This is a genomic window from Albimonas marina (assembly GCF_029223255.1).
Lineage (GTDB): Bacteria > Pseudomonadota > Alphaproteobacteria > Rhodobacterales > Rhodobacteraceae > Albimonas.
Map to the genome: position 1 here is coordinate 439,374 of NZ_JARHUC010000003.1, position 26,994 is coordinate 466,367.

The 26,994-nt window shown below is 74.2% G+C and carries 23 protein-coding genes; 8 read left to right on the forward strand and 15 right to left on the reverse strand.

Features of this window, described 5'->3' with window-relative positions:
- Positions 1–29: 29 nt before the first annotated feature.
- On the reverse strand, positions 30–836 hold the full coding sequence (locus P2H44_RS09635; RefSeq protein ID WP_275763301.1) for a transglutaminase family protein: 807 nt from the start codon (positions 834–836) through the stop codon (positions 30–32).
- A gap of 385 nt (positions 837–1,221) precedes the next feature.
- On the opposite strand from P2H44_RS09635, the gene P2H44_RS09640 reads away from it, so the two are divergent.
- Entirely contained in the window at positions 1,222–2,028 is an 807-nt protein-coding gene (locus P2H44_RS09640; protein WP_275763303.1) for a delta-class carbonic anhydrase, read from the forward strand.
- Positions 2,029–2,157: 129 nt separating this feature from the next.
- Here P2H44_RS09640 and P2H44_RS09645 read toward each other — a convergent pair whose 3' ends face one another.
- From P2H44_RS09645 to P2H44_RS09660, 4 genes are all read right to left on the reverse strand, one after another.
- Positions 2,158–3,276 (reverse strand): Mrp/NBP35 family ATP-binding protein, encoded by a 1,119-nt coding sequence (locus P2H44_RS09645; RefSeq protein WP_275763304.1) that lies wholly within the window; start codon positions 3,274–3,276, stop codon positions 2,158–2,160.
- A 254-nt stretch (positions 3,277–3,530) separates the two neighbouring features.
- Positions 3,531–4,313 (reverse strand): exodeoxyribonuclease III, encoded by a 783-nt coding sequence (gene xth / locus P2H44_RS09650; protein WP_275763305.1) that lies wholly within the window; start codon positions 4,311–4,313, stop codon positions 3,531–3,533.
- A gap of 453 nt (positions 4,314–4,766) precedes the next feature.
- The gene (gene recQ, locus P2H44_RS09655; RefSeq protein WP_275763306.1) at positions 4,767–6,869 is read right to left on the reverse strand and encodes a DNA helicase RecQ; all 2,103 of its coding nucleotides are present in this window, start codon (positions 6,867–6,869) and stop codon (positions 4,767–4,769) included.
- Positions 6,870–7,309: 440 nt separating this feature from the next.
- The gene (locus tag P2H44_RS09660; protein WP_462976276.1) at positions 7,310–7,681 is read right to left on the reverse strand and encodes a HesB/IscA family protein; all 372 of its coding nucleotides are present in this window, start codon (positions 7,679–7,681) and stop codon (positions 7,310–7,312) included.
- Positions 7,682–7,853: 172 nt separating this feature from the next.
- Here P2H44_RS09660 and P2H44_RS09665 point away from each other — a divergent pair, with 172 nt between their 5' ends.
- Complete coding sequence (locus P2H44_RS09665; RefSeq protein ID WP_275763307.1) at positions 7,854–9,023, forward strand: deoxyguanosinetriphosphate triphosphohydrolase; 1,170 nt, start codon at positions 7,854–7,856, stop codon at positions 9,021–9,023.
- A 302-nt stretch (positions 9,024–9,325) separates the two neighbouring features.
- Here P2H44_RS09665 and P2H44_RS09670 read toward each other — a convergent pair whose 3' ends face one another.
- Positions 9,326–9,478, reverse strand: a complete 153-nt coding sequence (locus P2H44_RS09670) for a hypothetical protein (protein ID WP_275763308.1) — start codon at positions 9,476–9,478, stop codon at positions 9,326–9,328.
- A 629-nt stretch (positions 9,479–10,107) separates the two neighbouring features.
- Between P2H44_RS09670 and argS the strand changes: the two genes are divergently transcribed.
- The 5 genes from argS (at position 10,108) to scpB (ending at position 15,433) form a co-directional block, all read left to right on the forward strand.
- Positions 10,108–11,847 carry an arginine--tRNA ligase gene (argS, locus tag P2H44_RS09675; protein WP_275763309.1) on the forward strand — a complete coding sequence of 580 codons (1,740 nt, stop codon included), beginning with the start codon at positions 10,108–10,110 and terminating at the stop codon, positions 11,845–11,847.
- A gap of 97 nt (positions 11,848–11,944) precedes the next feature.
- Positions 11,945–12,844, forward strand: coding sequence for an SPOR domain-containing protein (locus P2H44_RS09680; RefSeq protein WP_275763310.1), 900 nt, complete (start codon positions 11,945–11,947; stop codon positions 12,842–12,844).
- 100 nt (positions 12,845–12,944) lie between these two features.
- Positions 12,945–13,970, forward strand: coding sequence for a beta-N-acetylhexosaminidase (gene nagZ / locus P2H44_RS09685; RefSeq protein ID WP_462976277.1), 1,026 nt, complete (start codon positions 12,945–12,947; stop codon positions 13,968–13,970).
- Positions 13,963–14,793, forward strand: coding sequence for a segregation and condensation protein A (locus P2H44_RS09690; protein ID WP_275763311.1), 831 nt, complete (start codon positions 13,963–13,965; stop codon positions 14,791–14,793). The genes nagZ and P2H44_RS09690 overlap by 8 nt, the downstream gene beginning before the upstream one ends.
- Positions 14,783–15,433, forward strand: coding sequence for an SMC-Scp complex subunit ScpB (gene scpB / locus P2H44_RS09695; protein WP_275763312.1), 651 nt, complete (start codon positions 14,783–14,785; stop codon positions 15,431–15,433). The genes P2H44_RS09690 and scpB overlap by 11 nt, the downstream gene beginning before the upstream one ends.
- A gap of 218 nt (positions 15,434–15,651) precedes the next feature.
- Here the strand turns inward: scpB and cueR are convergent, their stop codons facing one another.
- From cueR to P2H44_RS09740, 9 genes are all read right to left on the reverse strand, one after another.
- Positions 15,652–16,047 carry a Cu(I)-responsive transcriptional regulator gene (cueR, locus tag P2H44_RS09700; protein WP_275763313.1) on the reverse strand — a complete coding sequence of 132 codons (396 nt, stop codon included), beginning with the start codon at positions 16,045–16,047 and terminating at the stop codon, positions 15,652–15,654.
- A complete protein-coding gene (locus P2H44_RS09705) occupies positions 16,044–18,506 on the reverse strand; it encodes a heavy metal translocating P-type ATPase (RefSeq protein ID WP_275763315.1) in 2,463 nt (820 codons plus the stop codon). The genes cueR and P2H44_RS09705 overlap by 4 nt, the downstream gene beginning before the upstream one ends.
- 174 nt (positions 18,507–18,680) lie before the next feature.
- The gene (locus tag P2H44_RS09710) at positions 18,681–19,484 is read right to left on the reverse strand and encodes a 3'(2'),5'-bisphosphate nucleotidase CysQ (RefSeq protein ID WP_275763316.1); all 804 of its coding nucleotides are present in this window, start codon (positions 19,482–19,484) and stop codon (positions 18,681–18,683) included.
- A gap of 34 nt (positions 19,485–19,518) precedes the next feature.
- The gene (locus P2H44_RS09715; RefSeq protein ID WP_275763317.1) at positions 19,519–20,868 is read right to left on the reverse strand and encodes a TldD/PmbA family protein; all 1,350 of its coding nucleotides are present in this window, start codon (positions 20,866–20,868) and stop codon (positions 19,519–19,521) included.
- 11 nt (positions 20,869–20,879) lie between these two features.
- Entirely contained in the window at positions 20,880–21,302 is a 423-nt protein-coding gene (locus P2H44_RS09720; RefSeq protein ID WP_275763318.1) for an MAPEG family protein, read from the reverse strand.
- Positions 21,303–21,623: 321 nt separating this feature from the next.
- Positions 21,624–22,385: a hydroxypyruvate isomerase family protein gene (locus P2H44_RS09725; RefSeq protein WP_275763319.1), complete on the reverse strand. Its 762-nt coding sequence runs from the start codon at positions 22,383–22,385 to the stop codon at positions 21,624–21,626.
- Complete coding sequence (gene guaD, locus P2H44_RS09730) at positions 22,382–23,671, reverse strand: guanine deaminase (protein WP_275763320.1); 1,290 nt, start codon at positions 23,669–23,671, stop codon at positions 22,382–22,384. The genes P2H44_RS09725 and guaD overlap by 4 nt, the downstream gene beginning before the upstream one ends.
- Positions 23,672–24,187: 516 nt before the next feature.
- A complete protein-coding gene (locus P2H44_RS09735) occupies positions 24,188–24,538 on the reverse strand; it encodes a hypothetical protein (RefSeq protein WP_275763321.1) in 351 nt (116 codons plus the stop codon).
- Position 24,539: 1 nt separating this feature from the next.
- On the reverse strand, positions 24,540–25,781 hold the full coding sequence (locus tag P2H44_RS09740) for an adenylate/guanylate cyclase domain-containing protein (protein WP_275763322.1): 1,242 nt from the start codon (positions 25,779–25,781) through the stop codon (positions 24,540–24,542).
- A 210-nt stretch (positions 25,782–25,991) separates the two neighbouring features.
- Here P2H44_RS09740 and P2H44_RS09745 point away from each other — a divergent pair, with 210 nt between their 5' ends.
- A complete protein-coding gene (locus tag P2H44_RS09745; protein WP_275763323.1) occupies positions 25,992–26,990 on the forward strand; it encodes a hypothetical protein in 999 nt (332 codons plus the stop codon).
- The last annotated feature ends 4 nt before the right edge of the window (positions 26,991–26,994 follow it).

Below are 26,994 nucleotides of genomic sequence, written 5' to 3' on the forward strand. Positions count from 1 at the left end.
CGCCCCCGGCGCGGGCGGCGGGGCGGGGATCAGGGGATCTCGTCGATCCAGACCTCGAACTTCGCGAGCTGGGCGAAGCCGAACGTGTGGGTCAGCGGCACGTCCGCCGCGTCCCGCCCGCGCCCCACCAGCACGCGCCCGATGCGGGGCGTGAGGTTGCGCGGATCGAAGGTGATCCAGCGCCCGTCGAGGAACACCTCCATCCAGGCGGCGAAATCCATCTGGGAATAGGGCGGCGGCTGGCCGATGTCCGAGACGTAGCCCGTGCAGTAGCGCGTAGGCAGGTTCAGGGCCCGGCAGAAGGCCACGGCCAGGTGCGCGAAGTCGCGGCACACGCCCGTTCGCTCGGCGTTCGCCTCGAAGGCGGTGCGGGTGTTGCGCGCGGCCATGTAGTCGAAGCGGATGTGGTTGTGGACGTATTCCACCACCCCCTGCGCGCGCGCCCAGCCCTCGGGCAGGTGGCCGAAGCGGGACCAGGCCTCCTCCATCAGCTTGTCGGATTCGCAGTAGCGCGAGGGCAGCAGGAACTGGATCGTCTCGGACGGCAGGTCCTGGATCGCGGCCTGGCGGGCGTCGGGGAACACCGGGTCCGGGGCGCCGTCGTCGCGGATGATGCCGTCGGTGCGGATCGAGAAGCGCCCGGCCGGCGCCACCATGCGCGCGCACCAGTTGCCGAAGGCGTCGCGGTAGTGGTCGACCTGCACCGCCGGCGAGACGGTCAGGTGGTCCGGCCGCTCGAGGTGGGACACCCGCGAGGGGTGCACGTTCAGCATCGCCACGATGGGCGTCGGGGCCTGGTAGTCGCAGGCGATCTCGCATCCGAGGCGCAGGCGCATGAGGTCTCCTCTTTGGCCGTCGGGTCCGGGGCGGGCGTCGGGAAGGCGGGGAGGTGGCGACCCTCGCGCCGGTTGCAAGGGGCCCCGCGTCGGAAAGGCGCGATCCGCCGCCCGCGCCGTTTCGGCACGCGCGACGATGCCGCCGCTGCGGGCGCGCGGTTTGCGCGGACGTCGACGGCGCGGAACGGCGATGGGGCCCAGCGTGTCGGCGCGCGGCCTTGCGGGCAAGGGAATTCGGCCCGGCGGCCTGCGGCGTTTCGCGGGGCGGGCGGCCGTTTGGCGCTCACGCCCGTGCGAGCGGGTCTTAACGCCGTTTCAACCCGACTCCGCGCCTTGCTGCCCTCCGACCGCCCGGCCTGGCCGGGCCTTGCTGGAGACGCCGCGCATGATCCGTTCCGCCGTCCTTCTCCTGTCGGCCCTCGCGGCGGCGGCGCCCGTCGCCTCGGCGCGGGCGGGGGCCGATCCGCTGTGCGAGGGGTTCGGCCCGCAGACGCCGCGGGACATCTCGGCCAAGGCCGGCGCCAACGCGCGCCTCTTCGCGCTCGCGCCTCCGGCGTCGCGGATGAACCTGTGCAACATCCACTTCCACGTGAACGCCGAGCACAAGGGCCCCGGCTTCTCGGTCCCCGGCGGGCCGGGGGAGCATGGCGGCTGGCGCTGCAACGAGACCGCGGCGCTGACGGCGGAGGAGCTCGACGACCCCCTGCGCGGCCACGGCGCCTGCGGCGGGCTGAAGCCGGGCGACACGGTCGAGGTGCACTGGGTCCACACGACCTGCGACGCGGGCCCCGGCGCGGGCCTGGGCGCCTGCGCGACCGAGACCTGCGCCAACCCCCAGCTCCGGGTCGAGACGCAGGTGTTCCTGGCGGTGAACGATCCCGAGGCGCTGGATTTCTCGGCCTTCGACTACGCCTCGTCGGTCGAGCCGGCGGGCCTCGCGCTCAGCCAGCCCCGGGCGCTGCCCACCGGCTTCGGGGAGCCGGTGGTGTTCGCCGGCTCGACGACGGGGCCCGCGTATTCGGACGCGAGCTGCTCGCCCTACCAGGTGACCTGGTCGGTGCGGCCCTGGTGCGCACGGGTGGACGTGATGACCCTGCACCGCTGGTGCGCCGAGAACGCGTTCGAGGAGGACCACGCCCACGGCGTGCGCCGACTGGTCACCGCGCCCGCGTTGCTGGCCCCGATCGAGTGACGTCGCGCGCGCGGCCCCGCGCGGCCGTCGCCGGGAGGAGTTGAGCGGCCGCGGCGGGGCGGGGCGGGAGAAACCGTGCGGCGGCTGCCGAACGCACGAGGCCGGGCAGGGCCCGGCCCCGGCGTGGGTTCAGGCCAGCCCGCCGTCGATCAGCTTCGCGGCCAGCGCGTGGAAGGCCTGCGCCTGCGGGCCGTCGGGATCGCGGGCCACGATCGGCGCGCCCTCGTCTCCCGAGACGCGGATGTCGAGATGCAGCGGGATCTCGCCCAGGAAGGGCAACCCGAGGCGCTGCGCCTCGGCCTTCGCGCCGTCGTGGCCGAAGATGTGGCTGGGCTGGCCGCAATGGGGGCAGACGAAGACCGACATGTTCTCGACCAGCCCCAGGATCGGCGTCTCGAGCTTGCGGAACATCGCCACCGCCTTCTTGGCGTCGAGCAGGGCCACGTCCTGGGGGGTGGAGACGATGATCGCGCCCGTCACCTCCGCCTTCTGGCAAAGGCTCAGCGCCACGTCGCCCGTTCCCGGCGGCAGGTCCACCACCAGCACGTCGAGCTCGCCCCAGCGCACCTGGTTCATCATCTGTTGAAGCGCGCCCATCAGCATCGGCCCGCGCCAGATCACCGCCTCGTCCTCGGGCAGCATCAGGCCGATGGACATCGCCGTCAGCCCGTGGGCCTGGAGGGGGATGATGGTCTCGCCGTCCGAGCGGGGACGCTCCGACAGCCCCAGCATCCGGGCCTGGCTGGGCCCGTGGATGTCGGCGTCGAGCAGGCCCACCCGCTTGCCGGCCCTGGCCAGCGCAACGGCGAGGTTGGCCGAGACGGTGGACTTGCCCACGCCGCCCTTGCCCGAGCCCACGGCGATGATCTTGTCGACGCCCGGGATCTTCTTGCTGGCCTGCGGCTGCGGATGGCGGCCGATCTTGAGGTTGGGGGCCCCCCCCGGCGGCGGCGGCGGCACGCCGGCCGGGCCGCGGGCCGCGGGCTGGGCGGGGGCCGCGGGGCCGTGGGCGGTCAGCACGCCCTGAACCTTCGTCACGCCGGGCAGGGCGCCCACCGCGGCCTCGGCCGCCTTCAGCACCGGGCCCATCTCGCGTCCGCGGGCGGGGTCGACCTCGAGGATGAAGCGGGCGGTGCCGTTCTCGAAGACCGGGGCGCGGACCATGTCGGCCGCCACCAGGTCCTTGCCCTGGCCGGGATCCACGACCCGGGAGAGGGCCTTCAGGATGTCCTCGCGCGTCACGCTCATCTGGGATCTCCTCTCGCGCCCGGGGGGCGCCGGCGGTTCGCGCCTACCTATGGGTCCGCGCGAGGGCCTGCAAGGCGGCGGCGGGGCGCGGGAGGGCGCGCGCCGCGCCATGGCCGCGGACGGGGCGCCCCCTCGCCGTCCGCCGCATCGGGGCGGCGAGGGCGAGGCCTCGGGGCGAGCCCGGGGCGCCGGGCGCCGGGGCCCGCGCCCCGCCCAGGCCGGCGGGGCCGGGGGACGAGGCTTCGGCGGTACGATCAGATGTCGAGCTCGATCCACACCGGCGCGTGGTCCGAGGGCTTCTCGCCGCCGCGGGCCCAGGCGTCGACCTCGGCGCCCTTCAGCCGGTCGGCGGCTTGGGGGGTCAGCAGGAGGTGGTCGATGCGGATGCCGTCGTTCTTCTGCCAGGCGCCTGCCTGGTAGTCCCAGAACGTGTAGACCTCCGGGCCGGGGCGGTGGATGCGCAGCGCGTCGGTCCAGCCCTGGTTGAGGATCCGCCGGAAGGCCTGGCGGGTCTTCGGCAGGAACAGCGCGTCCTCGGTCCAGGCCTGCGGGCGGGCGGCGTCCTCGGGCTGGGGGATCACGTTCCAGTCGCCGGCGAGCACGGCGCATTCCTCCGACGCGATCAGCTCGGCCGCGCGCGCCTCCAGCCGCTCCATCCAGGCGAGCTTGTAGTCGTATTTCGGACCCGGCGCGGGGTTGCCGTTGGGAAGATACAGGCCGCAGACGCGGACCGCGCCCTGATCGCCGGAGATCGTGGCCTCGATGTAGCGGGCCTGCTCGTCCGAGTCGTCGCCGGGCAGGCCGCGCATCACGTCCTCGATCGGGCGGCGCGAGAGGATGGCGACGCCGTTGAAGCCCTTCTGGCCGTGGGTCTCGAGGTTCCAGCCGGCGTCCTCGATGGGCTCGCGCGGGAAGGTCTCGTCGAGCGACTTGATCTCCTGCAGGCAGACCACGTCGGGCTTCGCGCGGTCGAGCCATTCCAGCAGGGCGGGCAGGCGGGCCTTCACGCCGTTGATGTTGAAGGTCGCGATCTTCATCGGCGAAGTCTCCTGCCTGTCGTCGGGGGCCTCGCGAGGCGGGGCTCGCTCGGGCCATGCCCGGCTACGCCGGGGCGCGCGATGCGCGCAAGAGGGGCGCTTCGGGAGCCCACCAGAAAACAGGCCCGCGCCTGTCCTCCGGAGCCGTCCGTCGCTGGAGATGCCTGAGCGACTCGGGGGGCGGGGTCAAGGACAAGCCGGCTTCGCCGGTCGCTTCGCGATCCCTGACCTCGCCCCCCGAGCCGCTCTTCACGGCATCAGCGACGGACGGCTCCGGAGAACAGGCGCTCGCGGGGGGCGCTTGCGGCGCAGGGGCGCCGGCGGCGGGCGTCGGAGACGGCGGGCGGCGACGGGAGACGGGGGCCCCGCGCGCCGAGGCCGGGGCGCGCCGCGGGCGGGAGGGGGCCGCAAGGCGCCCCGGTCGACGCGGCGCCTCGCGGCCGGGCGCGCGGCTCACGCCTCGGCGGCGGCGGCGAGGATCGACAGGAACGCGGGGCCGAAGCGCTCGGCCTTCTGGGGACCCATGCCGGGGATCTGGCCCAGCGCCTCGAGGCTGTCGGGACGCCGTTCGACGATCTTGGCGAGCGTCGCGTTGGTGCAGTTGAGCGGCTTGTCCGCGCCCTCGACGCCGCGCGACAGGCGCAGCTGCGCGGCATGGAGGGCGTCGAACAGCTCCCCGTCGCCGGAGGCGGCCGCGCGGATCCGGCCGGGGTGGGCGTCGCCGGCGGGGGCGCCGGTCAGCACCTCGAGGAACTCGGCCCCGTAGCGGGCGAGCTTGGCCGCGCCGACGCCGTGGCACTGGGCGAGCTCGTCCATCGTGCGCGGCTTCTTCGTGGCCATGTCGATCAGGCTGCGGTCGTTGAAGACGATGTAGGCCGGCGCGTTCTGCGCCTCGGCCAGGCGCCGGCGCAGCACCTTGAGGGCCGAGAGCAGCGGCTCGTCCGCCTCGTCCACCAGCGCGGCGGGGGCGGGGCGGCGTTCGTCCTTCTTCGAGCCGCGGGACGTCAGCGCGTCCTTGCGCAGCTGCAGGCCCTGTTCGCCGCGCAGCACCGGGCGGGCGTCCTCGCTCAGGCGCCAGCCGCCGGTCTGGCCGTCGACCTGGGTCAGGCCGAGCGCCAGCAGCTGGCGTAGGATGCCGCGCCAGGCGTTGCGATCGAACTCCTTGCCGATGCCCCACACCGTGAGGCGGTCGTGGCCCAGGCGCTCGGCCCGCTCGTTGGTCTTGCCCAGCAGCACGTCGACCACGTGCTCGACCCCGAAGCGTTCCCCGGTGCGGTAGATGGCCGAGAGGGCCTTCTGCGCCGCGACCGCGCCGTCGAAGAGCTCGGGCGGCTTCCGGCAGAGGTCGCAGTTGCCGCAGGGCTGGGGGCGGGCCTCGCCGAAATAGGCGAGCAGGGTCTGGCGGCGGCAGCCGGGCGCCTCGGCCAGCGCCAGCAGGGCGTTCAGGCGCTGGTGGTCGGCGCGCTTGCGCTCGTCCGGCGCGAGGCTCTCGTCGATCTGGAGGCGGCGGAGCTTGATGTCCTCGACCCCGTAGAGGGTGAAGGTGTCGGCCGGCGCTCCGTCGCGCCCGGCGCGCCCGATCTCCTGGTAGTACGCCTCGACCGACTTGGGCAGGTCGGCGTGGGCCACGAAGCGGATGTCGGGCTTGTCCACGCCCATGCCGAAGGCGACGGTGGCGCAGATCACCATCCCGTCCTCGCGGCTGAAGCGGTCCTGGGTGTGGGCGCGGGTCTCTGCGTCGAGGCCGGCGTGGTAGGGCAGGGCGTCGAAGCCCTCGGCCCGGAGCGCGGTCGCCAGCACCTCGCACTTGTTGCGCGAGCCCGCGTAGACGATGCCGGAGCGGCCGCGGCGGGGGATCACGAAATCCATCAGCTGCTTGCGCGGCGAGGCCTTGGCCTCGAAGGCGAGATGCAGGTTGGGCCGGTCGAAGCCGCGCAGGAACACGGCCGGGGCGCCCGGGTCCTCGCCCTCGTCCGTCAGGGCCGCGTCGTCGTGGTCGAAGAGACGGCGCAGGATCTCGGCGCGGGTCTCCTCGTCGGCGGTGGCGGTGAAGGCGGCGGTCTGGATGTTGCCCAGCGCCGCGCGCAGCTCGCCGATGCGCAGGTAGTCGGGGCGGAAGTCGTGGCCCCACTGGCTGACGCAATGCGCCTCGTCGATCGCCAGCAGCGAGATCGGCAGGCGGGCGAGCAGCTGGCGGGAGGAGGAGAGCCGCTCGGGCGCGAGATAAAGAAGCTTCAGAGCGCCGCGGTCGATCGCGTCGAAGATCCGCTCGTTGTCCTCGGGCGTGTTGGCCGAGGTCAGCGCGCCCGCCTCCACCCCCGCCTCGCGCAGCCCCGCCACCTGGTCGCGCATCAGGGCGATGAGGGGGGAGACGACCAGCGTGACGCCGTCACGGGCCAGCGCGGGAAGCTGGTAGCACAGGCTCTTGCCGCCGCCGGTCGGCATGATCGCCAGCACGTCGCGGCCGTTCTGGATGGCGGAGACGATCTCCTCCTGGCCGGGGCGGAAGGCGTCGAAGCCGAAGACGGATTTCAGGAGCGTCTCGGGTGTGGGCATGGGGATGCTGCGCGGACCTTGGGAATCTGTCTCTCGGGTGCGGGTGGCGCAGGGTATCGGCAGGGGGCGGGGAAGGCGAGAGGGAGGGGCGCGATCCGGGCCTTCGAGCGGCGCGGGAGCGGGGGGCCTCCGAGGCGGGGCTCGTCGGCTGGCCGCTGCGCGGGGGCGCTTGCGCGCCCGGAAGGCCGCTTCGGGAGCTCACCAAAGAACAGGGCCGCGCCTCTTCTTCGCAGCCGTCCGTCGCTGAAGATGCCTGAGCGAGTCGCCGGGAGGGGTCAAGGACAAGCCCGCGCAAGCGCGGGTCGCTTCGCGATCCTGGACCCCTCCCGACGACTCGCTCTTTACGGCATCAGCGATGGACGGCTCCGAAGAACAGGCGCTTCGCGCGGGCCTGCGGGCGTCGCGCCGGGCGCGTGGGGCGGGCCGCGCGAGGGCGCGGCTTACATCGAGAAGGAGGTGCCGCAGCCGCAGGAGCTGGTGGCGTTGGGGTTCTCGACCGCGAAGCGGGCGCCGATCAGCTCGTCGGTGAAGTCGATCACCGAGTTCGACAGGAACGGCAGCGAGACTGGGTCGACCAGGATCCGCTGGCCGTCCTTCTCCAGCACCAGGTCGTCCTCGGCGGGCGCGTCCTCGAGCGTGATCTCGTACTGGAAGCCCGAGCAGCCGCCGCCCTCGACCGCCACGCGCAGGCATTTCGCCTCGCCCGCGCCCTCGGCGATCTCGGCCAGGCGGGCGAAGGCGCGGTCGGTCGCGCGCGGCGGAACCGTGATCGCCGGCGTGGACAGGTCGAGCGAGAATTCGGCGTCGGCCATGGCGGTTTTCCCTTCGCGGAGGATGGTGTAGGCCTCGCGCCATTATCTAGGCGAAGGCGGGGGCGACGCAAGCGGCGCGGCCTCGACGGAGCCGGATGCTCTCGCCCGGACGGACCCGCCCAGCCGGCCCCGCCCGGACGGACCCGCCCAGACGCTTCAGCCAGGAGCCCCCATGCCCGCGCCCTACGCCTGCCGCCCCGCCGCCTCGCGCGGGCGCCTGCATCCCGAGCCGGAGTCCGCCCACCGCACGCCCTTCCAGCGCGACCGCGACCGGATCATCCACTCCTCGGCCTTCCGGCGGCTGAAGCACAAGACCCAGGTCTTCGTCGAGCATGAGGGCGACTACTACCGCACCCGCCTGACCCACTCGATCGAGGTGGCGCAGGTGGCGCGCACGCTGGCGCGCGACCTCGGGCTGACCGAGGAGCTGGCCGAGGCGGTGGCGCTGGCCCACGACCTGGGCCACACCCCCTTCGGCCACACCGGGGAGGACGCGCTGCACGCCGCGATGATCCCCTTCGGCGGCTTCGATCACAACGCCCAGGCGCTGCGCATCGTGACCGAGATCGAGGCGCGCTACGCCGAGTTCGACGGGCTGAACCTGACCTGGGAGACGCTGGAGGGCATCGCCAAGCACAACGGCCCCCTGTGCGAGGCGGGCGCCGACGTGGGCGAGCTGCACTATGCGCTGGCCGAGTACGTCGCCCGCCACGACCTGGAGCTGCACACCCACGCCTCGGCCGAGGCGCAGGCGGCGGCGCTGTCGGACGACATCGCCTACAACACCCACGACCTCGACGACGGGCTACGCGCGGGCCTCTTCACCGCCGAGGAGATCGCGACCCTGCCGGTGGTGGGCGACTGCTTCCGCGAGGTGGACCGGCGCTATCCCGCGCTCGACCCCGTGCGGCGTCAGCACGAGGCGCTGCGCCGGGTCTTCGGCGCGCTGGTCGAGGACGTGCTGGAGGAATCCCGCGGCCGCCTGTCGGACTCGGGCGCCGAGAGCCCCGACGAGATCCGCGCGCTGGGCCGGCCGGTGATCGCCTTCTCGGCCGGGATGACCGCCGACCTCAAGCAGGTGCGCGGCTTCCTGTTCGAGCGGATGTACCGCCACTGGCGGGTGGCGCGGATGCGGCGCAAGGCGGCCGCGGTGGTGGCGGAGCTGTTCGAGATCTACATGGAGACGCCCCGCGTGCTGCCCGACGACTGGCGCGACAGCGCCATGCACGCGATGTCGGCGGCGGGCCGGGCGCGGGTGGTGGCCGACTACATCGCCGGCATGACCGACCGCTTCGCCCTGCAGGAGCATCGCCAGCTGACCGATCCGATGTCGCGGACCTGAAGGATCGACGCGGGGGCGCTGGTCCCAAGGGCCGCCCCCGGGCACAGGGTCGGAGAAGGGCCCGAGGCTTGCCGGCGGACGACCGGGCCGCAGGCGCCTCGGCCGGGCCGCGCCGCGGGCGAAGGGTCGGCGGCCGGCGCGCGCGTCGACGCGGCGCCTTGCGACCGACGGGGGCCGGGGCGGTGCGGGAAGCGACGGGGTCGGGGCGGGGGGAAAGAAGTCCGGCGTCGGGGCGGGGGGAAAGAAGTCCGGCCGACCCCTGGGGGCCGGCCGCGCCTGGCATTCGGACGGTCGCGCCGCCGTCAGATCGAGCGTCCCATCATCAGGACCCCGAGGACGGAGGCGACGGCCACGGCCAAAAGCAACGTATACGCCGGCCCTCCAAGCAACTGAACGAGCTCATCTCCCATCAGGTCGCCAAGCAAACCCGGGGAGGACACCGTCTTGAAGGACATGACGGGTTCTCCTGTTCAGTTAATGAACCGATTGTTAATGTATCATTCATGTTGACGCAAGGGTCAAATTGACCTGGGCGTCAGGATCGCGGCGGCGGTCGCGGCGCGCGCTATCGGACGGCGTGGGGGGTACCCTTCGGATAGCAGCTATCCGTAAGGTAGCGACTATCCGAAGGGTATCGGCGGCTGCCCGGAAGACCCGACGGCTTCTCGGGGTGCGGCCGGGCGGGCGCTCGGGCGGCGGGTCCGCCGCCGAGACGTTGGGGCAGGGCGCCTGGGACGCGAGGCGCGTCGGCCGGTGGAACCGGGACGGGAGGCGCGAGGCTGGGACCGTCAGGGCAGGCGCCGCGCCGCGCCCCGCGCGACTGCCGCAACGCCCTCTCCCCTGACCACCCTCTCCCCCCGGGCGGGCGCCGCACCCTGTCCCTCCTTGCGCCGGCGCCGCGCTCTGCCCCCCACCCGCGGCCGCCGCGCTCCGTCTTCCCCGCCCGGCCGCTCGACCGGCGACCTGCGCCGGACGCCATCGTGCAGGGACGGTCTACGCGGCCGCAAGGCCTGCACGGCGCGGCGTGCGTTGACCCGCGGGCGCGGCGGTGGCAAAGGTCGCGCGCCGTTGAACGGAGCCTTCCATGAACCTCTTCGCCGACATCCGGGCCCTGGTGACCGACAGCCTCGAGGCGCTGGCCGCGCAGGGCGCGCTGCCCGCCGGGCTCGACCTCGCCAACGTCGCCGTCGAGCCGCCCCGCGATCCCGCCCATGGCGACATGGCGACCAACGCCGCCATGGTGCTCGCCAAGCCCGCCCGCATGAAGCCGCGCGACATCGCCGAGGCGCTGGCGCCGCTGCTGGAGGCCGACGACCGCGTCGCCTCGGCCGAGGTGGCGGGCCCGGGCTTCCTGAACCTGCGCCTCTCGCCCGCCGTCTGGCGCGGCGCCGTCGCCGCGGCGCTGGCGCAGGGGGCGGACTTCGGCCGCTCGGACATGGGCGGAAAGAAGAAGGTGAACGTCGAGTACGTCTCGGCCAACCCCACGGGGCCGCTGCATGTCGGGCACACCCGCGGCGCGGTCTTCGGCGACGCGCTCGCCAGCCTGCTGGACTTCGCCGGCTGGGACGTGACGCGCGAGTACTACATCAACGACGGCGGCGCGCAGGTCGACGTGCTGGCGCGCTCGGCCTACGAGCGCTACCGCGAGGCGCACGGGCTGGAGCCGGCGATCGCCGACGGCCTCTATCCCGGCGACTACCTGGTGCCGGTCGGCGAGGCGCTGAAGGCGACATACGGCGACGCCCTGCTGAACAAGCCCGAGTCCGAGTGGCTGCGCGAGGTGCGCGACTTCGCCACCGAGATGATGATGGAGCTGATCCGCGAGGATCTGGCCGCGCTGGGCGTGAAGATGGACGTCTTCTTCTCGGAGAAGTCGCTCTATTCCGGCGGGCGGATCGAGGGCGCGCTCAAGGCGCTCGAGGACAAGGGCCTGGTCTACGTCGGCGTGCTGGAGCCGCCGAAGGGCAAGACCCCCGAGGACTGGGAGCCGCGGCCCCAGACCCTGTTCAAGTCCACCGAGTTCGGCGACGACGTCGACCGGCCGCTGAAGAAGTCGGACGGCGGCTGGACCTATTTCGCCCCCGACATCGCCTATCACTGGGACAAGGTCGAGCGCGGCTTCGACGAGCTGATCAACGTCTTCGGCGCCGATCACGGCGGCTACGTGAAGCGGCTGAAGGCGGCGACCGCGGCGCTGTCGGGCGGGCGCGTGCCGCTCGACATCAAGCTCACGCAGCTGGTGAAGCTCTACAAGAACGGCGAGCCGTTCAAGATGTCGAAGCGCGCCGGCACCTTCGTGACCCTGCGCGACGTGGTCGACGAGGTGGGGCCCGACGTGACCCGCTTCGTGATGCTGACCCGCAAGAACGACGCGCCGCTCGACTTCGACTTCGCCAAGGCGACCGAGCAGTCGCGCGACAACCCGGTGTGGTACGTGCAGTACGCCTCGGCGCGCGTGAACTCGATCTTCCGCACCGCCGCCGAGGCCGGCCTCGGCCAGGTCGCGGCGGACGAGGCGGCGCTGGCGCCGCTGGACCACGCGGACGAGCTGGAGCTGGCCGCCAAGGTCGCCGAATGGCCCCGGCTGGTGGAGACCGCGGCGAAGCATCACGAGCCGCACCGCGTGGCCTTCTACCTCTACGATCTCGCCTCGGCCTTCCATGCCCACTGGAACAAGGGCAAGGACGAGCCGCGCCTGCGTGTCGTGCAGGAGACGGACCCTGCGGGAACCGCCGCCCGGCTGGCGCTTGTGAAGTCGGTCGCGGTTGTCATCTCCGCCGGTTTGGGTATCTTGGGCGTGACCCCGGCCGAAGAGATGCGCTGACAAAGCGTCCGCGGCGGGGACGAGCAGTCATCGCCGCGCCTCACGGGGAAAACTTCGGAGGCCGGCCTCAGCGCAGGCGGGATTCCGAATGGCCGAAATGGCCGGAGACCCCTACGGGTACGACGAACGCGGCGGCCGCGGCTGGCGGCGCCAATTCGCGGGCGCGCTGGGCGGCGCCTGCGCCATCGCTCTGGTCTGGGGACTGGTGAGCTGGGGCCACGGGCTGCTGACCCGCGACTCCGGCCAGATTCCGTTCCTGCGCGCCGAGGAAGGGCCGATGAAGATCGTGCCCGAGGATCCCGGCGGGCTGAAGCTGGCGCGCACCGACATGGCGGTCAGCCGCATCGTCGGCGGAACCGGCGCCTCGGCCGTCGAGCCGGGGCTGGCGCCCCAGCCCGAGGCGCTGAGCGAAGAGGATCAGCCGCAGCCCTACCTCGCCGCCCGCGACCCGGGCGCGGCGACCTCGGGGGAGGGCGAGACGGACGCGACCCCGACCCCCGCCGTCATGCCCGCGCCCGACGCCGACGCCATCGACCGCGCGGTCGCCCGCGTGCTGCAGGAGCAGGCGATGGAAAGCTCCGACGGCTCGACCGCCGAGGCCGAGGAGAGCTCCTCCCTCTCGGCCGTCGCCGCGCCGCCGCCGCCGCTGCGCCCGCGTGCGCCGACGCGCGCCGAGATGGCCGCGGCCGCCGCGGCCGCCGCCGCGGCCCAGCCCGCGCCCGTCGTGGCCGCCTCCTCGATGGCCGCCGGCGACATCGGCATCCAGCTCGGCGCCTTCAACTCCGAGGCCATCGCCCAGTCGCAGTGGCGCCGCGCCCTGCGCCGGCACGAGGATCTGCTGGGCGCGCTGGCCCATGCCGTCACCACCGTCGACAGCGGCGGACGCACGCTCTACCGCCTGCGCGCCGGGCCGGTCGCCGACCGCCGCAAGGCGCAGGAGCTGTGCGCAGCGCTGAAGTCGCGCGGCGAGGCCTGCATCGTGGCGACGATCCGGTGAGGATAGGGCCGATGAGGATAGGGCCGATGACGAGAGGGCCGATGACAGGGGGCGCGATGACGCCGGGGCTCGATCCCTTCGCCGCCGGGAGGGCGCGCTGATGGGCGCCCCCCGCGCCATCATCCTGGGCTGCGCCGGCCCGCGCCTGTCGGCGGGCGAGGCGGCCTTCTTCCGCGACGCCGACCCCTGGGGCTTCATCCTCTTCGCCCGCAACGTGCAGGACCCTGAGCAGCTTCGCGCCCTGACCGCCGAGCTGCGCGCCGCCGTCGGCCGCGACGCCCCGATCCTGGTGGACCAGGAGGGCGGCCGCGTCGCCCGCCTGAAGGCCCCCCACTGGCGCGAATGGCCGTGGATGGAGCGCATGGTCGAGGGCCTGCCCGAGGCCGAGGCGGACGCCGCCCTCGCGCTTCAGTACCGCGTCATCGCCCATGAGCTGCACGCGGTGGGGCTGGACGTGAACTGCATGCCGATCGCGGACGTGCGCTTCGATCAGACCGACGGCATCATCTCGACCCGGGCGCTGGGCCGCTCGGCCGCGACGGTCTCCCGGCGCGGGCGGGTGATCGCCGACGCGATGGCCCGCGGCGGGGTGCTGCCGGTGCTCAAGCACCTGCCGGGGCACGGGCGGGCCACCGCCGACAGCCACCTGGCGCTGCCCGTGGTCGACGCCCCGCTGGAGGAGCTGCGCGCCCACGACTTCGCGGCCTTCCAGCCGCTGTCGGACCTCGCCATGGGGATGACGGCGCATATCGTCTACACCGCCATCGACCCCGACGCCCCCGCCACCCAGTCCCCCGCCGGCATCCGCACGATCCGCGAGGAGCTGGAGTTCGACGGGCTGCTGATGACCGACGACCTGTCGATGAACGCGCTCTCGGGCTCGATGGCCGAGCGGGCGGAGTTGTCGATCGCGGCGGGCTGCGACCTGATCCTGCACTGCAACGGCGACATGGCCGAGATGGAGGGCGCGCTGAGCGCCACGCCGCGGCTGGAGGGCCGGGCGCTGGCGCGCGCCGACGCCGCGCTCGCCGCCCGCCGCGCGCCCGAGCCCTTCGATCCGGCCGAGGCCGACGCCCGTTTCGCGCAGATCCTGCGCGCCCTGAACGGGGAGGCCGCGGATGCGTGAGCAGGGGCGGGGATGGGAGGCGCTGCTGCGCGACGTCCCCGACGGGCGCACCGGCGCGCTGACCGGGGACGACAAGCTCGCCGCCGAGGCGCTGGTCGTCGACGTCGAGGGGTTCGAGGGCCCGCTCGACATCCTGCTGACGCTCGCGCGCAGCCAGAAGGTCGACCTGCGCCACGTCTCGATCCTGCAGCTCGCCGAGCAGTACCTGGCCTTCGTCGAGGAGGCCAAGCGCCTGCGCATCGAGCTGGCCGCCGACTACCTGGTGATGGCCGCCTGGCTCGCCTACCTGAAGTCCCGCCTGCTGCTGCCCCCCGAGCCGACCGAGGAAGGCCCCTCGGCCGAGGAGCTCGCCGCGCGGCTCGCCTGGCGCCTGGAGCGGCTGGAGGCGATGCGCGAGGCCGGCGCCCGGCTGATGGGGCGCGACCAGCTCGAGCGCGACCGCTTCGCCCGCGGCGCGCCCGAGGCCGCGACGCTGCGCCGGAAGGTGATCTACGACGCCAGCCTGATCGACCTGCTGCGCGCCTATTCGCGCATCAAGACCCGCGACGACTACCGCCCCCTGCACATGAACCGCGCCCCCGTGATGACGCCCGAGGAGGCGATCGAGCGGATGCGCGGCCTGATCGGCGACGTGCTCGACTGGCGCACGCTGAGCTCCTTCCTGCCGCCCGCCTGGCGGGGCGATCCCAAGCGCCGCCGCTCTGCCACCGCCGCGACCTTCGTGGCGATGCTGGAGCTGGTGCGCCGGGGCGAGGCGGAGCTGCGCCAGTTCGAGACCTTCGGCGAGATCACCCTCAGGCGTCGCGCCGAAGATGGCCGATGACCCCCTGAACGACGAGCCCCCGTCCGGCCACCTGTTCCCCTCGCCGCCCATCGAGGAGCAGGAACGCATGGTCGAGGCGGTGCTCTTCGCCTCGCGCACGCCGCTGTCCCCGGCGGAAATCGCGTCGCGCCTCCCCCAGGGGTGCGACGCCGCGCAGGCGTTGGAGCGGTTGCGTAGACGATACGAGGGGCGTGGCGTGACCCTCGAGAAAGCGGGCGAGTCCTGGAGCTTCCGCACCGCGCCCGACCTGGGCTGGCTGCTGTCGCGGGAGGTGGTCGAGACCCGCCCCCTGTCGCGCGCCGCGATCGAGACGCTGGCGATCATCGCCTACCACCAGCCCGTCACCCGCGCCGAGATCGAGGACGTCCGCGGCGTCGCCGTCTCGAAGGGGACGGTGGACCTGCTGATCGAGCGGGGCTGGGTGCGCATGGGCCGCCGGCGGATGACGCCCGGCCGCCCCGCCACCTTCGTGGTGACCGAGGGGTTCCTGGACCACTTCGGCCTGCAGAGCGCGCGCGACCTGCCGGGCCTGAAGGAGCTGCGCGAGGCGGGCCTCCTGGACCACGTCCCGCCCGGAGAGGGCGAGCCGGACCCGACCGACCCCAACCAGCCCGAGATGTTCGAGGATCCCGACGACTGATCGGCCCTGCGGCCGCGCCGCCGCGGGTTTCGTCCGAACGTCGCGCCGCGCTCGCCCGCGGTTCCCGACCCCTCGCGCAGGAGGCCCCGGCCTCAAGCCGGGGCCTCCTGCGGCCCGCACGCGGCGAAGGCCTGCGCGATCCCCGCGCCGCGCCGACCGGACCCACGGACGAGGCCCCGGCTCGAGGGCCGGGGCGCCCGTGGGACCGGCGCGGCGCCTCAGCCCTTCTCGGCCCCCGCCAGGTCCATCAGGATCGGGCAGTCGGGCCGGTCGTCGCCGTGGCAGCGGTGCACGAGGGTGGCGAGGGTGGCGCGCATCTCGTGCAGCTCGGCGATCTTGCGGTCGATCTCGACCAGGTGCGCCTCGGCCACCCGCTTCACGTCGCCCGAGGCCCGCTCGCGATCCTCGTAGAGCGCCAGCAGCGTGCGGCATTCCTCGATCGAGAAGCCCAGCGAGCGGGAGCGGGCGAGGAAGGCCAGCTTGTGCGCATCGGCGCGGGAGAAGTCGCGGTAGCCGTTGTCCCCGCGGGCCGGGCGCACCAGGCCGATGTCCTCGTAGTAGCGGATCGTCTTGGTGGGCAGGCCGGAGAGCTCGGCGGCGTCCTTGATGTTCATGCGCGGACCTCCTGCAGGGCGGGTTCGGCGGCGGGCTCGACCGGCGTCCAGCGGGTGAGCAGGATCGAGTTGCCGACCACCGTCACCGAGCTGAGCGCCATCGCGGCCCCGGCGAGGGCGGGGTCGAGCAGCCCGGCCGCCGCGACGGGGATGCAGAGCGTGTTCCACGCGAAGGCCCAGAACAGGTTCTGCTTGATCTTGGTCGAGGTGGCGGCGGCGATGTCGAGGGCCGAGGCGACCAGCGTCGGGCGCGGGCGCACCAGCGCCACGCCCGCCGTCTCCATCGCCGCGTCCGCGCCCCCGCCCATGGCGATGCCGAGGTCCGCGGCGGCGAGCGCGGGGGCGTCGTTGATCCCGTCGCCCACCATCGCCACCCGGCGGCCCTGCGCGGTCAGCGCGGCCACCGCCTGCGCCTTGCCCTCGGGCTTCACGCCCGCGGTCACGTCCTCGATCCCCAGCCGCGCGGCGATGGCCCGCGCGGCGGGTTCGGCGTCGCCGGTCAGCAGCGAGACGGCCACGCCCCGGCGCTTCAGCGCCTGCACCGCGGCCGCCGCATCCTCGCGCGGGGCGTCGGCGAGCGCGATCAGCCCCAGCGCCTCGCCCTCGCGGGCGACCCAGACCACGGTGCGCCCGGCGCCCGCCATCTCGGCGGCCTGCGCGCGCAGGGCCTGCGGCGCCTCGGGGGCGGCGAAGTCCTGGCGGCCGATGCGCACGGGGGCGCCGTCGACCGTCGCCTCGATCCCCTCGCCCACCACGGCGCGGAAGCCCTCGGGCTCCGACAGCGCCAGGCCGTCGGCGGCGGCGACCATGGCGCGGCCCAGCGGATGCTCGGACCCGCGCTGGGCGGAGGCGGCGAGGGTCATCAGCGCCTCGCGGTCGAGGGAGGCGAGGGGACGGACCTCGGCGACCTCGGGCTTGCCCATCGTCAGGGTGCCGGTCTTGTCGAAGATCACCGCGTCGATGTGGGCCGCGCGCTCCAGCGTGGCGATGTCCTTGATCAGGATGCCGGCCTTCGCCGCAGCCCCGGTGCCCGCGACCAGAGCGGTCGGCGTGGCGAGGCCGAGCGCGCAGGGGCAGGCGATGACCAGCACCGAGATCGCGGCCGAGACCGCGACGTCGAGCGAGGCGCCGGCGACCAGCCAGCCCGCCAGCGTCAGGGCCGCGATGGCCAGCACCGCCGGCACGAAGACCGCGGCGATGCGGTCGACCAGCCGCTGCACCGGCGCCTTGCCGGTCTGGGCCTTGGCGACCATGTCGGCGATCCGGGCGAGCGTGGTGTCGCGCCCGACCCGGTCGGCGCGCAGGCGCACGAGGCCCGCGCCGTTCACCGCGCCCGCGGGCACCGCGTCGCCGATGCGGCGGGGGACGGGCAGGGGCTCGCCGGTCACCAGGCTCTCGTCGAACTCGCTCTCGCCGCGCACGACCGTGCCGTCGACGGGGGCGCGCTCGCCCGGGCGCAGGATCACCATGTCGCCGACCGAGACCTCGGCCACGGCGACCTCCACCTCCTCGCCGCCGCGCAGGATGCAGGCGCGCTCGGGGCGCAGGGCCATCAGCTCGCGCAGGGCGGCGGAGGCGGCGCGCTTGGCCCGCGCCTCCAGCGCCTTGCCGGCGAGCACCAGGGTGATGATGACGGCCGCGGCCTCGAAATAGAGGTGCGGCGCATGGCCGGCATGGGCGGTCAGCAGCATCCAGGTCGAGAAGCCGACGGCCGCCGTCGTGCCCAGCGAGACCAGCGTGTCCATGTTCGCCGTGCGCGCCCGGGCGGCCGCGAGCGCGCCGCGGTGGAAGCGGCGGCCGCACCACAGGAAAACCGGCGCGGCGAGGATCAGCTCCACCCAGCCCGGCATCCGCCAGGCGGGGTCGATCTGCATGGCGATCATCTGGATCAGCAGCGGCGCGGTCAGCAGGGCTGCGAGCGGCAGGTCCCAGCGCTCCAGGCCCGGGCGGTCGTCCTCGGCGGGGGCGGCGCCGGCCTCGGACGGCGCGGCCTCGTAGCCCGCGGCCTTCACCGCGGCGATCAGGTCCGCGAGATCGCCGGACCCGCGGAGGCGGCGGACCTCCGCCTGGTCGATGGCGAGGTTGACCTCGGCCGAGATCACGCCCGGCGCCGCCTCCAGCGCCCGCTGCACGCGGCCCGCGCAGCTCGCGCAGGTCATGCCGCGCACGGCGAGGGTCACCGTCTCCTCCCGCCCGGCGAAGCCGGCCTCGCGCAGGGCGCGGGCGATGTCGGCGCCGGCGGCGGGCGTGGGGGCGAGGGCGAGGTCGGCGCGCTCCAGCGCCAGGTTCACCTGCGCCGCGGCGACGCCGGGCAGGGCGGTCAGCGCCCGCTCCACCCGCCCCGCACAGCCCGCGCAGGTCATGCCTGCGACGGAGACGGAGAGGGTTCCGGGGGCGCTCGCCGCGGTCGCGGGCGACTCGGGCGAGAGGTCGAGGTCTTGAAGGGCTGCGTCTTTCATGGTCCGGCTCCTTGGCTCGGCGCCGGATATAGGGTTTCCAGTCGCTGGAAGGTCAAGAGCTGTTTTCGACGATCTCGCCCCTCGCCCCACGCGCCGCGCCGGGACGCGCCGCGGGCCGTCCGCCCGCCAGGGGCGGGACGGTCGACGCGGCGCCTCCGTCGGGGCTTGGCGCGTTCAGTCGTGGGGGGCGAGCCGGTCGAGGATCGCGCGGTGGATGCCGGGGGCCGAGGCGATCAGGCCCGAGAGGCGCGGCTCCGGCCGGTTGTAGCGCGGGCGCTCGCCCCGCGCGTCGGAGACCGCGGCGCCGGCTTCCGACAGGATCAGGTCGCCGGCGGCGGCGTCCCATTCCCACACGCCGCCCACCGAGATCGAGCAGTCGAAGCGCCCCTGCGCCACCAGGCACAGCCGGTAGCACAGCGAGGCGCGGAAATGCCGGGTCACCGCGGGCGGGCCGCTCTTCCACCGCTCCGCCCGCATCCCCGCGGCCGAGACCAGCGCGTCGGCGCCGGTCAGCTCGGTGCGCGACGAGGGGGCGAGGGGCGCGCCGTTCAGCGTCGCGCCGCCGCCGCGGCTCGCGCCGTACATCGCCTCGCGCGCGGGCAGGAACATCACGCCGGCGCGGACCTCCCCGTCCTGGGCGACGGCGAGGGCGTGGCCCCAGGTCTCCTCGCCCTTCAGGAAGGCGCGGGTGCCGTCGATGGGGTCGCAGATGAAGACGCGTTCGGCCGAGAGCCGCGCCTTGCGCCGCGCGCCCGAGTCGTCGGTCTCCTCCGACAGCCAGCCGTAGTCCGGGCGCGCGGCGCCCAGTTCGGCCTTCAGCATCCGGTCGACCTCGAGATCGGCCTCCGAGACGGGGCCCTGGCCGCCGTCCTTCTCCCAGGTCTCCGGGTCCTCGCGGAAATGGCGCAGGGCGATGACGCCGGCGGCGCGGGCGGCGTCCACCAGCAGGGCCAGGTCCTCGGCGTCGCGCGGGTCCACGGGCGGGGGCGCGGGCGGGGTCAGGGGGGGACGCTCAGCCGCCGGCAACCGTCAGCCCCTCGACCAGCAGCGACGGCACGACGGCGGACTTGGTCTCGTCGCCGTCGTTCGCGGCGATCATCCCCGCCAGCATCCGCTTGAGGTTGCCCGCCACGGTGATCTCGTTGACCGGGTAGGCGATCTCGCCGTTCTCGATCCAGAAGCCCGAGGCGCCGCGGGAATAGTCGCCGGTGGTGGCGTTGATCGAGGCGCCGATCAGCGAGGTGATCAGGAGCCCCGTCCCCATCTCGCGCAGCATCTCGTCGAGCGAGGCCGCGCCCGGCGTCAGCCGGATGTTCGAGGTCCCCGGAGAGGGCGTCGACGAGGCCCCGCGCATGGCGTTGCCGGTCGACTGCATCCCCAGCTGGCGGGCGGAGGCGAGGTCGAGCACCCAGCTCGTCAGCACGCCGTCGTCCACGAAGGCGCGCGAGGCCACCGGCAGCCCCTCGGCGTCGAAGGGGCGGGAGGCGGCGGCGCCGGCGCGCAGCGGCTCCTCGACCAGGGACATGCCGGCGGGCAGCACCCGCTCGCCCAGCAGGCCCGCGGCCCAGGAGCCGCCGCGCGCGACCGAGGCGCCGTTGATCGCGCCCAGCAGGTGGCCGGGCAGGCCCGAGGCGATGCGCCGGTCGTAGATCACCGGCCAGGCGCCGGTGGGGGCGCGGCGGGGGTTGAGGCGGGCGACGGCACGTTCGCCGGCTTCGCGCCCGATCTCCTCGGCGGAGGGCAGCGAGGCCCACCGCCTGCGCGCCTCGGCGCGGTGGTCGCGCTCCATCCCCAGCCCCTCGCCGGCGATGGCCGAGACGTAGAGGGACGAGGAGGTGCGCGCATAGCCGCCCGAGAAGCCGTTGGAGGCGGCGAGGTGGATGCGCCGGCGCGACCAGGCGGCGCCCGCGCCCTCGGCCTGGCTGACGCCCTGCACGGCCAGCGCCGCGGCCTCGGCCGCGCGGGCGGCATCCTCAAGCGCCGCGGGGTCGGGCGGCCCGGCCGGGTCGGCCATGTCGAGCGCCGCCACGTCCCAGGAGGTGGCGAGCTGCGAGGGATCGGCGAGGCCGCACCACGGGTCCTCCGGCGCGACGCGGGCCATGGCCACGGCTCGCTCGGCGAGCGCGGCGAGGGTGGCGGGGCGCGCGTCGGAAGCCGAGACCGTCGCCTGCCGGCGCCCGATCAGCACCCGCAGGCCCACGTCCACGCCCTCGGCCCGCTCGGCCTGTTCCAGCCGGCCGCCGCGCACGTCGGCCGAGAGGCTCTCGCCCGAGATGGCGATGGCGTCCGCGGTCTCGGCCCCGGCGGCCTTCGCGGCCTCCAGCAGCGCCTCGCAGATCGCCTCGCCCGCGGGGGCGGTCATGTCGCCGTCCATCATCCCTCCAGTCCCGTTCCAAGGCCCATGAGCCCGTGCGCGATGGCCCCCAGCGCCGCGAGCAGCAGCGTCAGCAGGGTCAGCGCCGCGCCGGCGCCGCGCTGCCAGCCGGGGGCGTCGGCCTGCACGAAGTGCACCGCGTGCAGCACGCGGCCCAGGGTCAGCATCACGCCCAGCGCGTGGATCGCGAGCGTGGGCGCGCCCAGCAGGGCGGCCATCGCGATCAGCAGCAGGGTCATGGGCACGAATTCCACGAAGTTGGCCTGTCCGCGCATCGCCCGGATCACCAGCGGATCGCCCCCGTCGCCCATGAACACCTTCCGGTCGCGCCGCACGCGAACGACGTTGAGCGCCAGCCAGGCGAGCACGAGGCCGTTCAACCCCGCGTAGACGGCGACGGCGGAAAGGGCGGGCAGCGGCATAGGGGGCTCCGGAACCGGATCGGCGGGCGGCGACAGGCCTCCGCGCGCCCCGCAACGTATAGGGTCGGGCGCGGGCGTCAATCGCCCCGGGGGGAACGTCGGCGCGAGCGGAAAGGCCGGACGGGCGCGTCGTCGCCGCGCCGCGCCGCGCCCGGGGCGGAGGGCGAAGGAGGCCCCGGGTCAGGCCTGGGGCGCGCCCCGGGGGGGCCGAGGGCGCGCGAGGGGCCGCGGCGAGGCCCCGGGCTCGACCCGGGGCCTCGCCCGAACCGTCGGCGGCAGGGCGCGGCGAGGGCGCCGGATCCAGGTCGCTCGGGGCCCGCCTCAGAGGGACTTGTAGAGCGGCAGCCACCCCAGGAACTCGTCCGTCGGGCCGGGGGAGCCGTATTCGGCGGCCATCCAGCCGTCCCAGCCCGCCTCGCGCAGGGCGGGGAGCACGCGCTCGAGCGCCAGTTCGCCGGTGTCCGGGGGACTGCGCCGGGGGGCGCCGGCGAACTGCACGTGGCGCACGATGGGCAGGTGCTTCGCGAAGCGGCGCAGCACGTCCCCCTCCTGCACCTGCACGTGGTAGAGGTCGAACATCAGCCCCAGCTCCGGCCGGTTCACGTCGGCGATGATCGCGGCCGCATGGTCGAGGGTGGAGAGGAAATAGCCCGGTTGGTCGCGGTCGTTCAGCGGCTCCAGCACCAGGGTCAGCCCGGCCTCGCCTGCGCGGGGGCAGGCCCAGGCGAGGATCTCGCGGAAGGCGGCCTCGGCGGCCTCGCCCGAGGCGCGCCCGGCCATCACGTGGATGTGGCCTGCGCCCAGCGCCTGCGCCCAGTCGATGGCCCGCAGGATGCCCTCGCGCGCCTCGGCCCCGCGGCCGGGGACGGCGGCCATGCCGGGTTCGCCCGCCGCGCTCGGGGGGACGTTGACGCCCAGCATGGGAACGCCGGTCTCGGCCAGAGCCTGAAGGGCGGCGGCGCGGTCGTGCGCGTAGGGATACTGGGTCTCCACCGCCTCGAACCCCGCCGCGGCGGCGGCGCGGATGGCGCGGTCGAGCGGCAGGTCCTTCCACAGGTGACCCAGGTTGGCGGCGATCTTCATGGGCGAACCTCCCGGCCTGCGGCCCAGACCTGCTTCACGGCCCGGTCGTCGCCGAGCATGACGAGGGCGAACAGCGCCTCCCACACGTCGCGCGCGCGGGCGCTGCGCTGGGCGAGGGCGGGGGTGGCGGCGAGGTCGAGGGCGACGAGATCCGCCTCCATCCCCACCGCGAGCGTGCCCACCTTGTCCGACATCCGCATCGCCTGGGCGGAGCCGGCGGTCGCGAGCCACCACAGCTGCGCCGGATGCAGGGGATGCCCGCGGAGCTGCCCGACCTCGTAGGCCGCGCGCATGGTGGCGAGCATCGAGAAGCTGGAGCCGCCGCCCACGTCGGTGGCGAGCCCCACCGGCACGCCCGCCGCCTTCAGCCCCGCCACGTCGCACAGGCCCGAGCCGATGAAGGTGTTCGACGTCGGGCAATGCGCGACGCCCGAGCCGGTGGCGAGGATCGCCGCCCGCTCCTGCTCGCTCAGGTGGATCGCATGGCCCATCAGGGCGCCGGGCCCGGCGAGGCCGAAGCGCTCGTAGACCGCGAAATAGTCGGCGTCGGAGGGGAAGAGCTCGCGCACCCAGGCGATCTCCTCGGGCTGCTCGCTCAGGTGGGTCTGCATCAGGCAGTCGGGATGCTCGGCCCAGAGCGCGCCGGCGGCCTCGAGCTGCTCGGGGGTCGAGGTGGGGGCGAAGCGGGGGGTGACGGCGTAGGTCAGGCGGCCGCGGCCGTGCCAGCGCTCGATCAGGGTTTTGGACTGGTCGTAGCCCGACCGGGGCGTGTCGCGCAGGCCGTCGGGGGCGTTGCGGTCCATCATCACCTTGCCGGCCGCGAGGCGCAGGCCCCGCGCCTCGGCCGCCGCGAAGATCGCCTCGGCGCTCTCGGGGTGGACGGTGGCGAAGCAGCAGGCGGTGGTGGTGCCGTTGGCGAGGGTCAGGTCGAGGAACAGGTCCGCCTGCGCGCGGGCGTAGGCGGGATCTGAGAAGCGCAGCTCCTCGGGGAAGGTGTAGCCGTTCAGCCAGTCGATCAGCCGCCGGCCCCAGGAGGCGATGATGCCGGTCTGGGGATAGTGGGCGTGGCAGTCGACGAAGCCGGCCGAGATCAGGGCGTCGCCCATGTCGACCACGCGGGCGCGGGGGTGGGTTGCGCGCAGGGCGTCGGCCTCGCCCAGGGCTGCGACGATCCCGTCCTCGACCAGCACGCCCCCACGGGAGGAATGGCGGGCGCTCTCCTCGGGCGGAACCGCGAACGGGTCCGCCTCGAAGGCGAGGGTCTGGCCGAGGATCAGGAGGGTCATGGGCGGCTCCGCTGCGACGGCGTTCGGGGCGAGAGGGCCCTGGGACGCGCGTCGCGGGCCGGAGCCGCAATCAGGGGCCGCGACGGCGGGCGCGTCAACCGCGCCGCCGCCGCAGCCGGACGGAAGGAAGGCTCAGGGAGCCAGGAAAGGCGCCGCGTTCGCCGCGAACAGGGCCGCAAGGCCGAAGAGCGCATAGAGAACGGGCGCGGCCAGGAAGGCGCGCATGATGAAACCTCGAAGGTCGCTGATGAAAGAACCGGCCGGGAGGTGGCCGGGGAGCGCTGAGATAGGGGGCGTGCGACGGAAATGTAAGGCTTTTGCGACGGCTTTTTTGCGCCGCAGCGGAAACGCTGCGTCAGCGAAGCGTGGCCTTGTGCGCCGGCGCGGGCGAATGGGGGAGACGGGCGCCCAGGATCGCGCCATCCGCGCCGGATCGGCTGCGCGCGGAAGGGGCGGAGGCCCGCGTCCTGCCCCCGGCGCGGGCGCCGGGTCGAGGGCGGCTCATCCCGGCTCGCGTCACAGCGACATCGCTGCGATGACCTGGAGCGCGACGAGGACGAGGGCGAGCCCCAGCGTCCACAGCCGCGTCCGCGCGTCGTCGTTGCCTGCGACGACGACGCCGGCCAAAAGTCCGAAGATGACGCTGGCGAAGAGGCTGATCCAGAAGGCCACAACCAAGAAGAGAGCCAGTCCGAAGCCGCCCTCCTCTTTCCACGCGGCAGCCATCACGAGCGACAGGACCGCGGGCGCCAGGAGGCCGCCGGGGACGGCGACGGCGAGAGGCAGGACGAGCGGCAGCGCGATCCGCCCGGGCCAGCCGGCGGCGAGGCGCAGGCCGCGGCCCGCCAGTCCGCGCAGCGGCCCCACCTCAGCTCGCGGCCTTCACCGGCACGAAGGCGTCGCGGGCGCAGGCGCGGGTGAACAGCTCGATCCCGTGGTCGAAGTCGCGCAGCGACTGGGGGCCGACCGAGACCCAGCGCTCGGGCTCGACCTGGGCCACCTCGCGGGTGACGAGGACCATGCGCCCGAGCTCCTTGGACATCTCGTCCAGCCGGGCGACCTTGTTCACCGCCGGGCCGATGGCCGAGAAGGTCAGGCGCGCGGGCACGCCGATGTTGCCGAACATCACCTCGCCCACGCTCATCGCGATGGAGAAGTTCATGCGCTCCCGCCCCCCCTCCGGGGCGGCGGCGATCCAGGCCTCGCGCAGGTCGAGCGTGCGCTCCATCGCGCGCACGGCGGCGCGCACCGCCTCGGGACCGCCGGTGTCGCCGCGGATCGGGAAGATCGCGAGCACGGCGTCGCCGATGAACTCCAGGATCTCGCCGCCTTCGTCGATCACCGGCTGGGCGGTGCAGTCGTAGTAGCTCTTGAGCAGGTCGAGGTAGTCCTCGGGCGGCATCTCGTTCGAGAGCCGGGTCGAGCGGCGCAGGTCCGAGTGCCAGACGACGGCGCGGATCCGCTCCCCGTCGCCGCGGCGCACGTCGCCGCCCAGCGCCTTCTTGGCGGCGGTCGCGCCCAGGTAGGCGTCGGCGAGGTTCACCATCACCCGCTTCTGGATCGAGGCATGGCAGGCCACAGCGAAGACCCGCTGCACCCGGCTCAGCGCCTCGATGTCCCCGTCCGAGAACCCGCCCGGGCGCGTGGTGGACCAGGACGCCATGATGCCGGAATCCCCGCCGCGGAAGCCGTCGACCTCCGCCACCCGGAAGCGGGTCGAGGTCAGCAGGTAGTCGGTGAAGCCCTTCTCGTGCAGATCTTCCAGCACGGGGAAGTCGATCATCGTCTCGGGCCCCTCCAGCCGGCGGCGCAGGCGGTCGAGCCGGTTGGTCAGCGCGTGCATGAAGGGGCTGCGCTCGAAGTCCTTCGAGCGTTCGGCGTCGTGGCGGAACTGGAACAGCTCCGCGGCCTCGCCCTGGCGCCAGTAGATCTGTTCCGCCTGGAAGAGGGGATGCAGCGTGGGCCAGCTCAGCGCGGCGCGCTGAAGCGGGATTCCCAGCGCGTGAAGCCGCAGGCACAGGTCCCCGAACAGTTCGACGATGTCGGGGTCGTGCAGGGCCTGGTCGAGCAGCCAGGACTCGACCTCGTCGGTGAGGGGCGTGTGCGTCATCGGCGAAAGATAGGGAGGCGCGAACCCGACGGCAACGCGCATCGCGCGGGGCCCGGCAGGCGTAGCGAAAGCGCCTCGGGCAGGGGCGCCGGCGCCGCACGATTTCAAAGATGAACGGAACGCTTGAGCGCGGGGGGGAGGCTGCGCTAAGGTCAATTCACCGAGGTGAACGTCGTCGACTTCAGGCGGCGAGCCTCGGCTGGGGGTTTCATGCTCAAGTTTTTCAGGGGCGGCGAAGCCGCATCGCGCGCGGCGGCTTCGCGGCGCACGTCGGCCGGCGCGGGGGCGCGCGGGCTGATCGCAGGGGCCGCGGCGCTCGCGGGTCTGGGGGCGGCGCCGGCGACGGCGCTGACCATCAACGTTTCGCAGTCGTCCTCGCCGCTGACGGTGGCGGGGCCGACGAACTCGGCCGGCTCGGGCACGCTGCTGGCCCTCGCCCAGGCGGCCGCCAACGTGTGGGAGGCCGCGCTCGACGACGGCGGCGCGGGCACGGTGATCAACATCTCCGTGGGCTGGGCGAACATCAGCGGGCTGGGCGCCACGACCTCCTCGACCTCGCCCTCTGCGGGGCCGGGCACGGTGGGGCGGACCAACGTCAAGCAGGTGCTGCTGAACGCCGACGCGACCTACGACTGGTACCTGGACCCGACGCCGTTCGACATGACCGGCGAGTATTCCGGGACCGCGACGCTCGACACCACCGGCGACGGCGCCGGCGGCGTGCTGGAGACGGGGCGCCGGCACGGCTCGGCGACCGGCGACGCGGCGGGCCGCTACGACGCCTTCACCGTCCTGGTGCACGAGATCGCCCATGCCGTGGGCTTCGGCGACTACGCCTCGAGCCCCTTCGACCTGGGCGAGGTCGACGTGGTGCAGCCGGGCACGGACGACGTCTTCACCATCCCGCTGACCAACAAGGGCGGCGGCCACGTGGGGGAGTTCGACGGGTCGGGGAACGCCGTCCTGACCAGCGACTACATGAACGCGCTGCTCTATCCCTTCGCCTCGCCCAGCCGCCGGGTGCTGCCCTCGGAGGCCGACGTGCTCGTGGTCGCCGAGATCGTGGGCTACATCCTGGGCGACTCGCGGGTCGGCATGAGCCTGTCGAACGGGACCTTCGGCGCGGCGGTGCCGCTGCCGGCGGCGGGCGGGCTGCTGGCCGCGGGCCTGCTGGCGATGGCGGCCGCGGGGCGCCGGCGCCGGGCCTGAGGAC

Coding starts and splice junctions, on each gene's coding strand:
- P2H44_RS09680 (WP_275763310.1), top strand. CDS start 11,945: ATGGCCGGAGACCCCTACGGGTACGACGAACGCGGCGGCCGCGGCTGG.
- P2H44_RS09715 (WP_275763317.1), bottom strand. CDS start 20,868: ATGACCGCCCCCGCGGGCGAGGCGATCTGCGAGGCGCTGCTGGAGGCC.
- P2H44_RS09720 (WP_275763318.1), bottom strand. CDS start 21,302: ATGCCGCTGCCCGCCCTTTCCGCCGTCGCCGTCTACGCGGGGTTGAAC.
- argS (WP_275763309.1), top strand. CDS start 10,108: ATGAACCTCTTCGCCGACATCCGGGCCCTGGTGACCGACAGCCTCGAG.
- P2H44_RS09705 (WP_275763315.1), bottom strand. CDS start 18,506: ATGAAAGACGCAGCCCTTCAAGACCTCGACCTCTCGCCCGAGTCGCCC.
- P2H44_RS09725 (WP_275763319.1), bottom strand. CDS start 22,385: ATGAAGATCGCCGCCAACCTGGGTCACCTGTGGAAGGACCTGCCGCTC.
- P2H44_RS09740 (WP_275763322.1), bottom strand. CDS start 25,781: ATGACGCACACGCCCCTCACCGACGAGGTCGAGTCCTGGCTGCTCGAC.
- P2H44_RS09670 (WP_275763308.1), bottom strand. CDS start 9,478: ATGTCCTTCAAGACGGTGTCCTCCCCGGGTTTGCTTGGCGACCTGATG.
- P2H44_RS09690 (WP_275763311.1), top strand. CDS start 13,963: ATGCGTGAGCAGGGGCGGGGATGGGAGGCGCTGCTGCGCGACGTCCCC.
- guaD (WP_275763320.1), bottom strand. CDS start 23,671: ATGACCCTCCTGATCCTCGGCCAGACCCTCGCCTTCGAGGCGGACCCG.
- recQ (WP_275763306.1), bottom strand. CDS start 6,869: ATGCCCACACCCGAGACGCTCCTGAAATCCGTCTTCGGCTTCGACGCC.
- xth (WP_275763305.1), bottom strand. CDS start 4,313: ATGAAGATCGCGACCTTCAACATCAACGGCGTGAAGGCCCGCCTGCCC.
- P2H44_RS09665 (WP_275763307.1), top strand. CDS start 7,854: ATGCCCGCGCCCTACGCCTGCCGCCCCGCCGCCTCGCGCGGGCGCCTG.
- P2H44_RS09645 (WP_275763304.1), bottom strand. CDS start 3,276: ATGAGCGTGACGCGCGAGGACATCCTGAAGGCCCTCTCCCGGGTCGTG.
- P2H44_RS09640 (WP_275763303.1), top strand. CDS start 1,222: ATGATCCGTTCCGCCGTCCTTCTCCTGTCGGCCCTCGCGGCGGCGGCG.
- P2H44_RS09660 (WP_462976276.1), bottom strand. CDS start 7,681: ATGGCCGACGCCGAATTCTCGCTCGACCTGTCCACGCCGGCGATCACG.
- P2H44_RS09635 (WP_275763301.1), bottom strand. CDS start 836: ATGCGCCTGCGCCTCGGATGCGAGATCGCCTGCGACTACCAGGCCCCG.
- cueR (WP_275763313.1), bottom strand. CDS start 16,047: ATGAACATCAAGGACGCCGCCGAGCTCTCCGGCCTGCCCACCAAGACG.
- nagZ (WP_462976277.1), top strand. CDS start 12,945: ATGGGCGCCCCCCGCGCCATCATCCTGGGCTGCGCCGGCCCGCGCCTG.
- scpB (WP_275763312.1), top strand. CDS start 14,783: ATGGCCGATGACCCCCTGAACGACGAGCCCCCGTCCGGCCACCTGTTC.
- P2H44_RS09745 (WP_275763323.1), top strand. CDS start 25,992: ATGCTCAAGTTTTTCAGGGGCGGCGAAGCCGCATCGCGCGCGGCGGCT.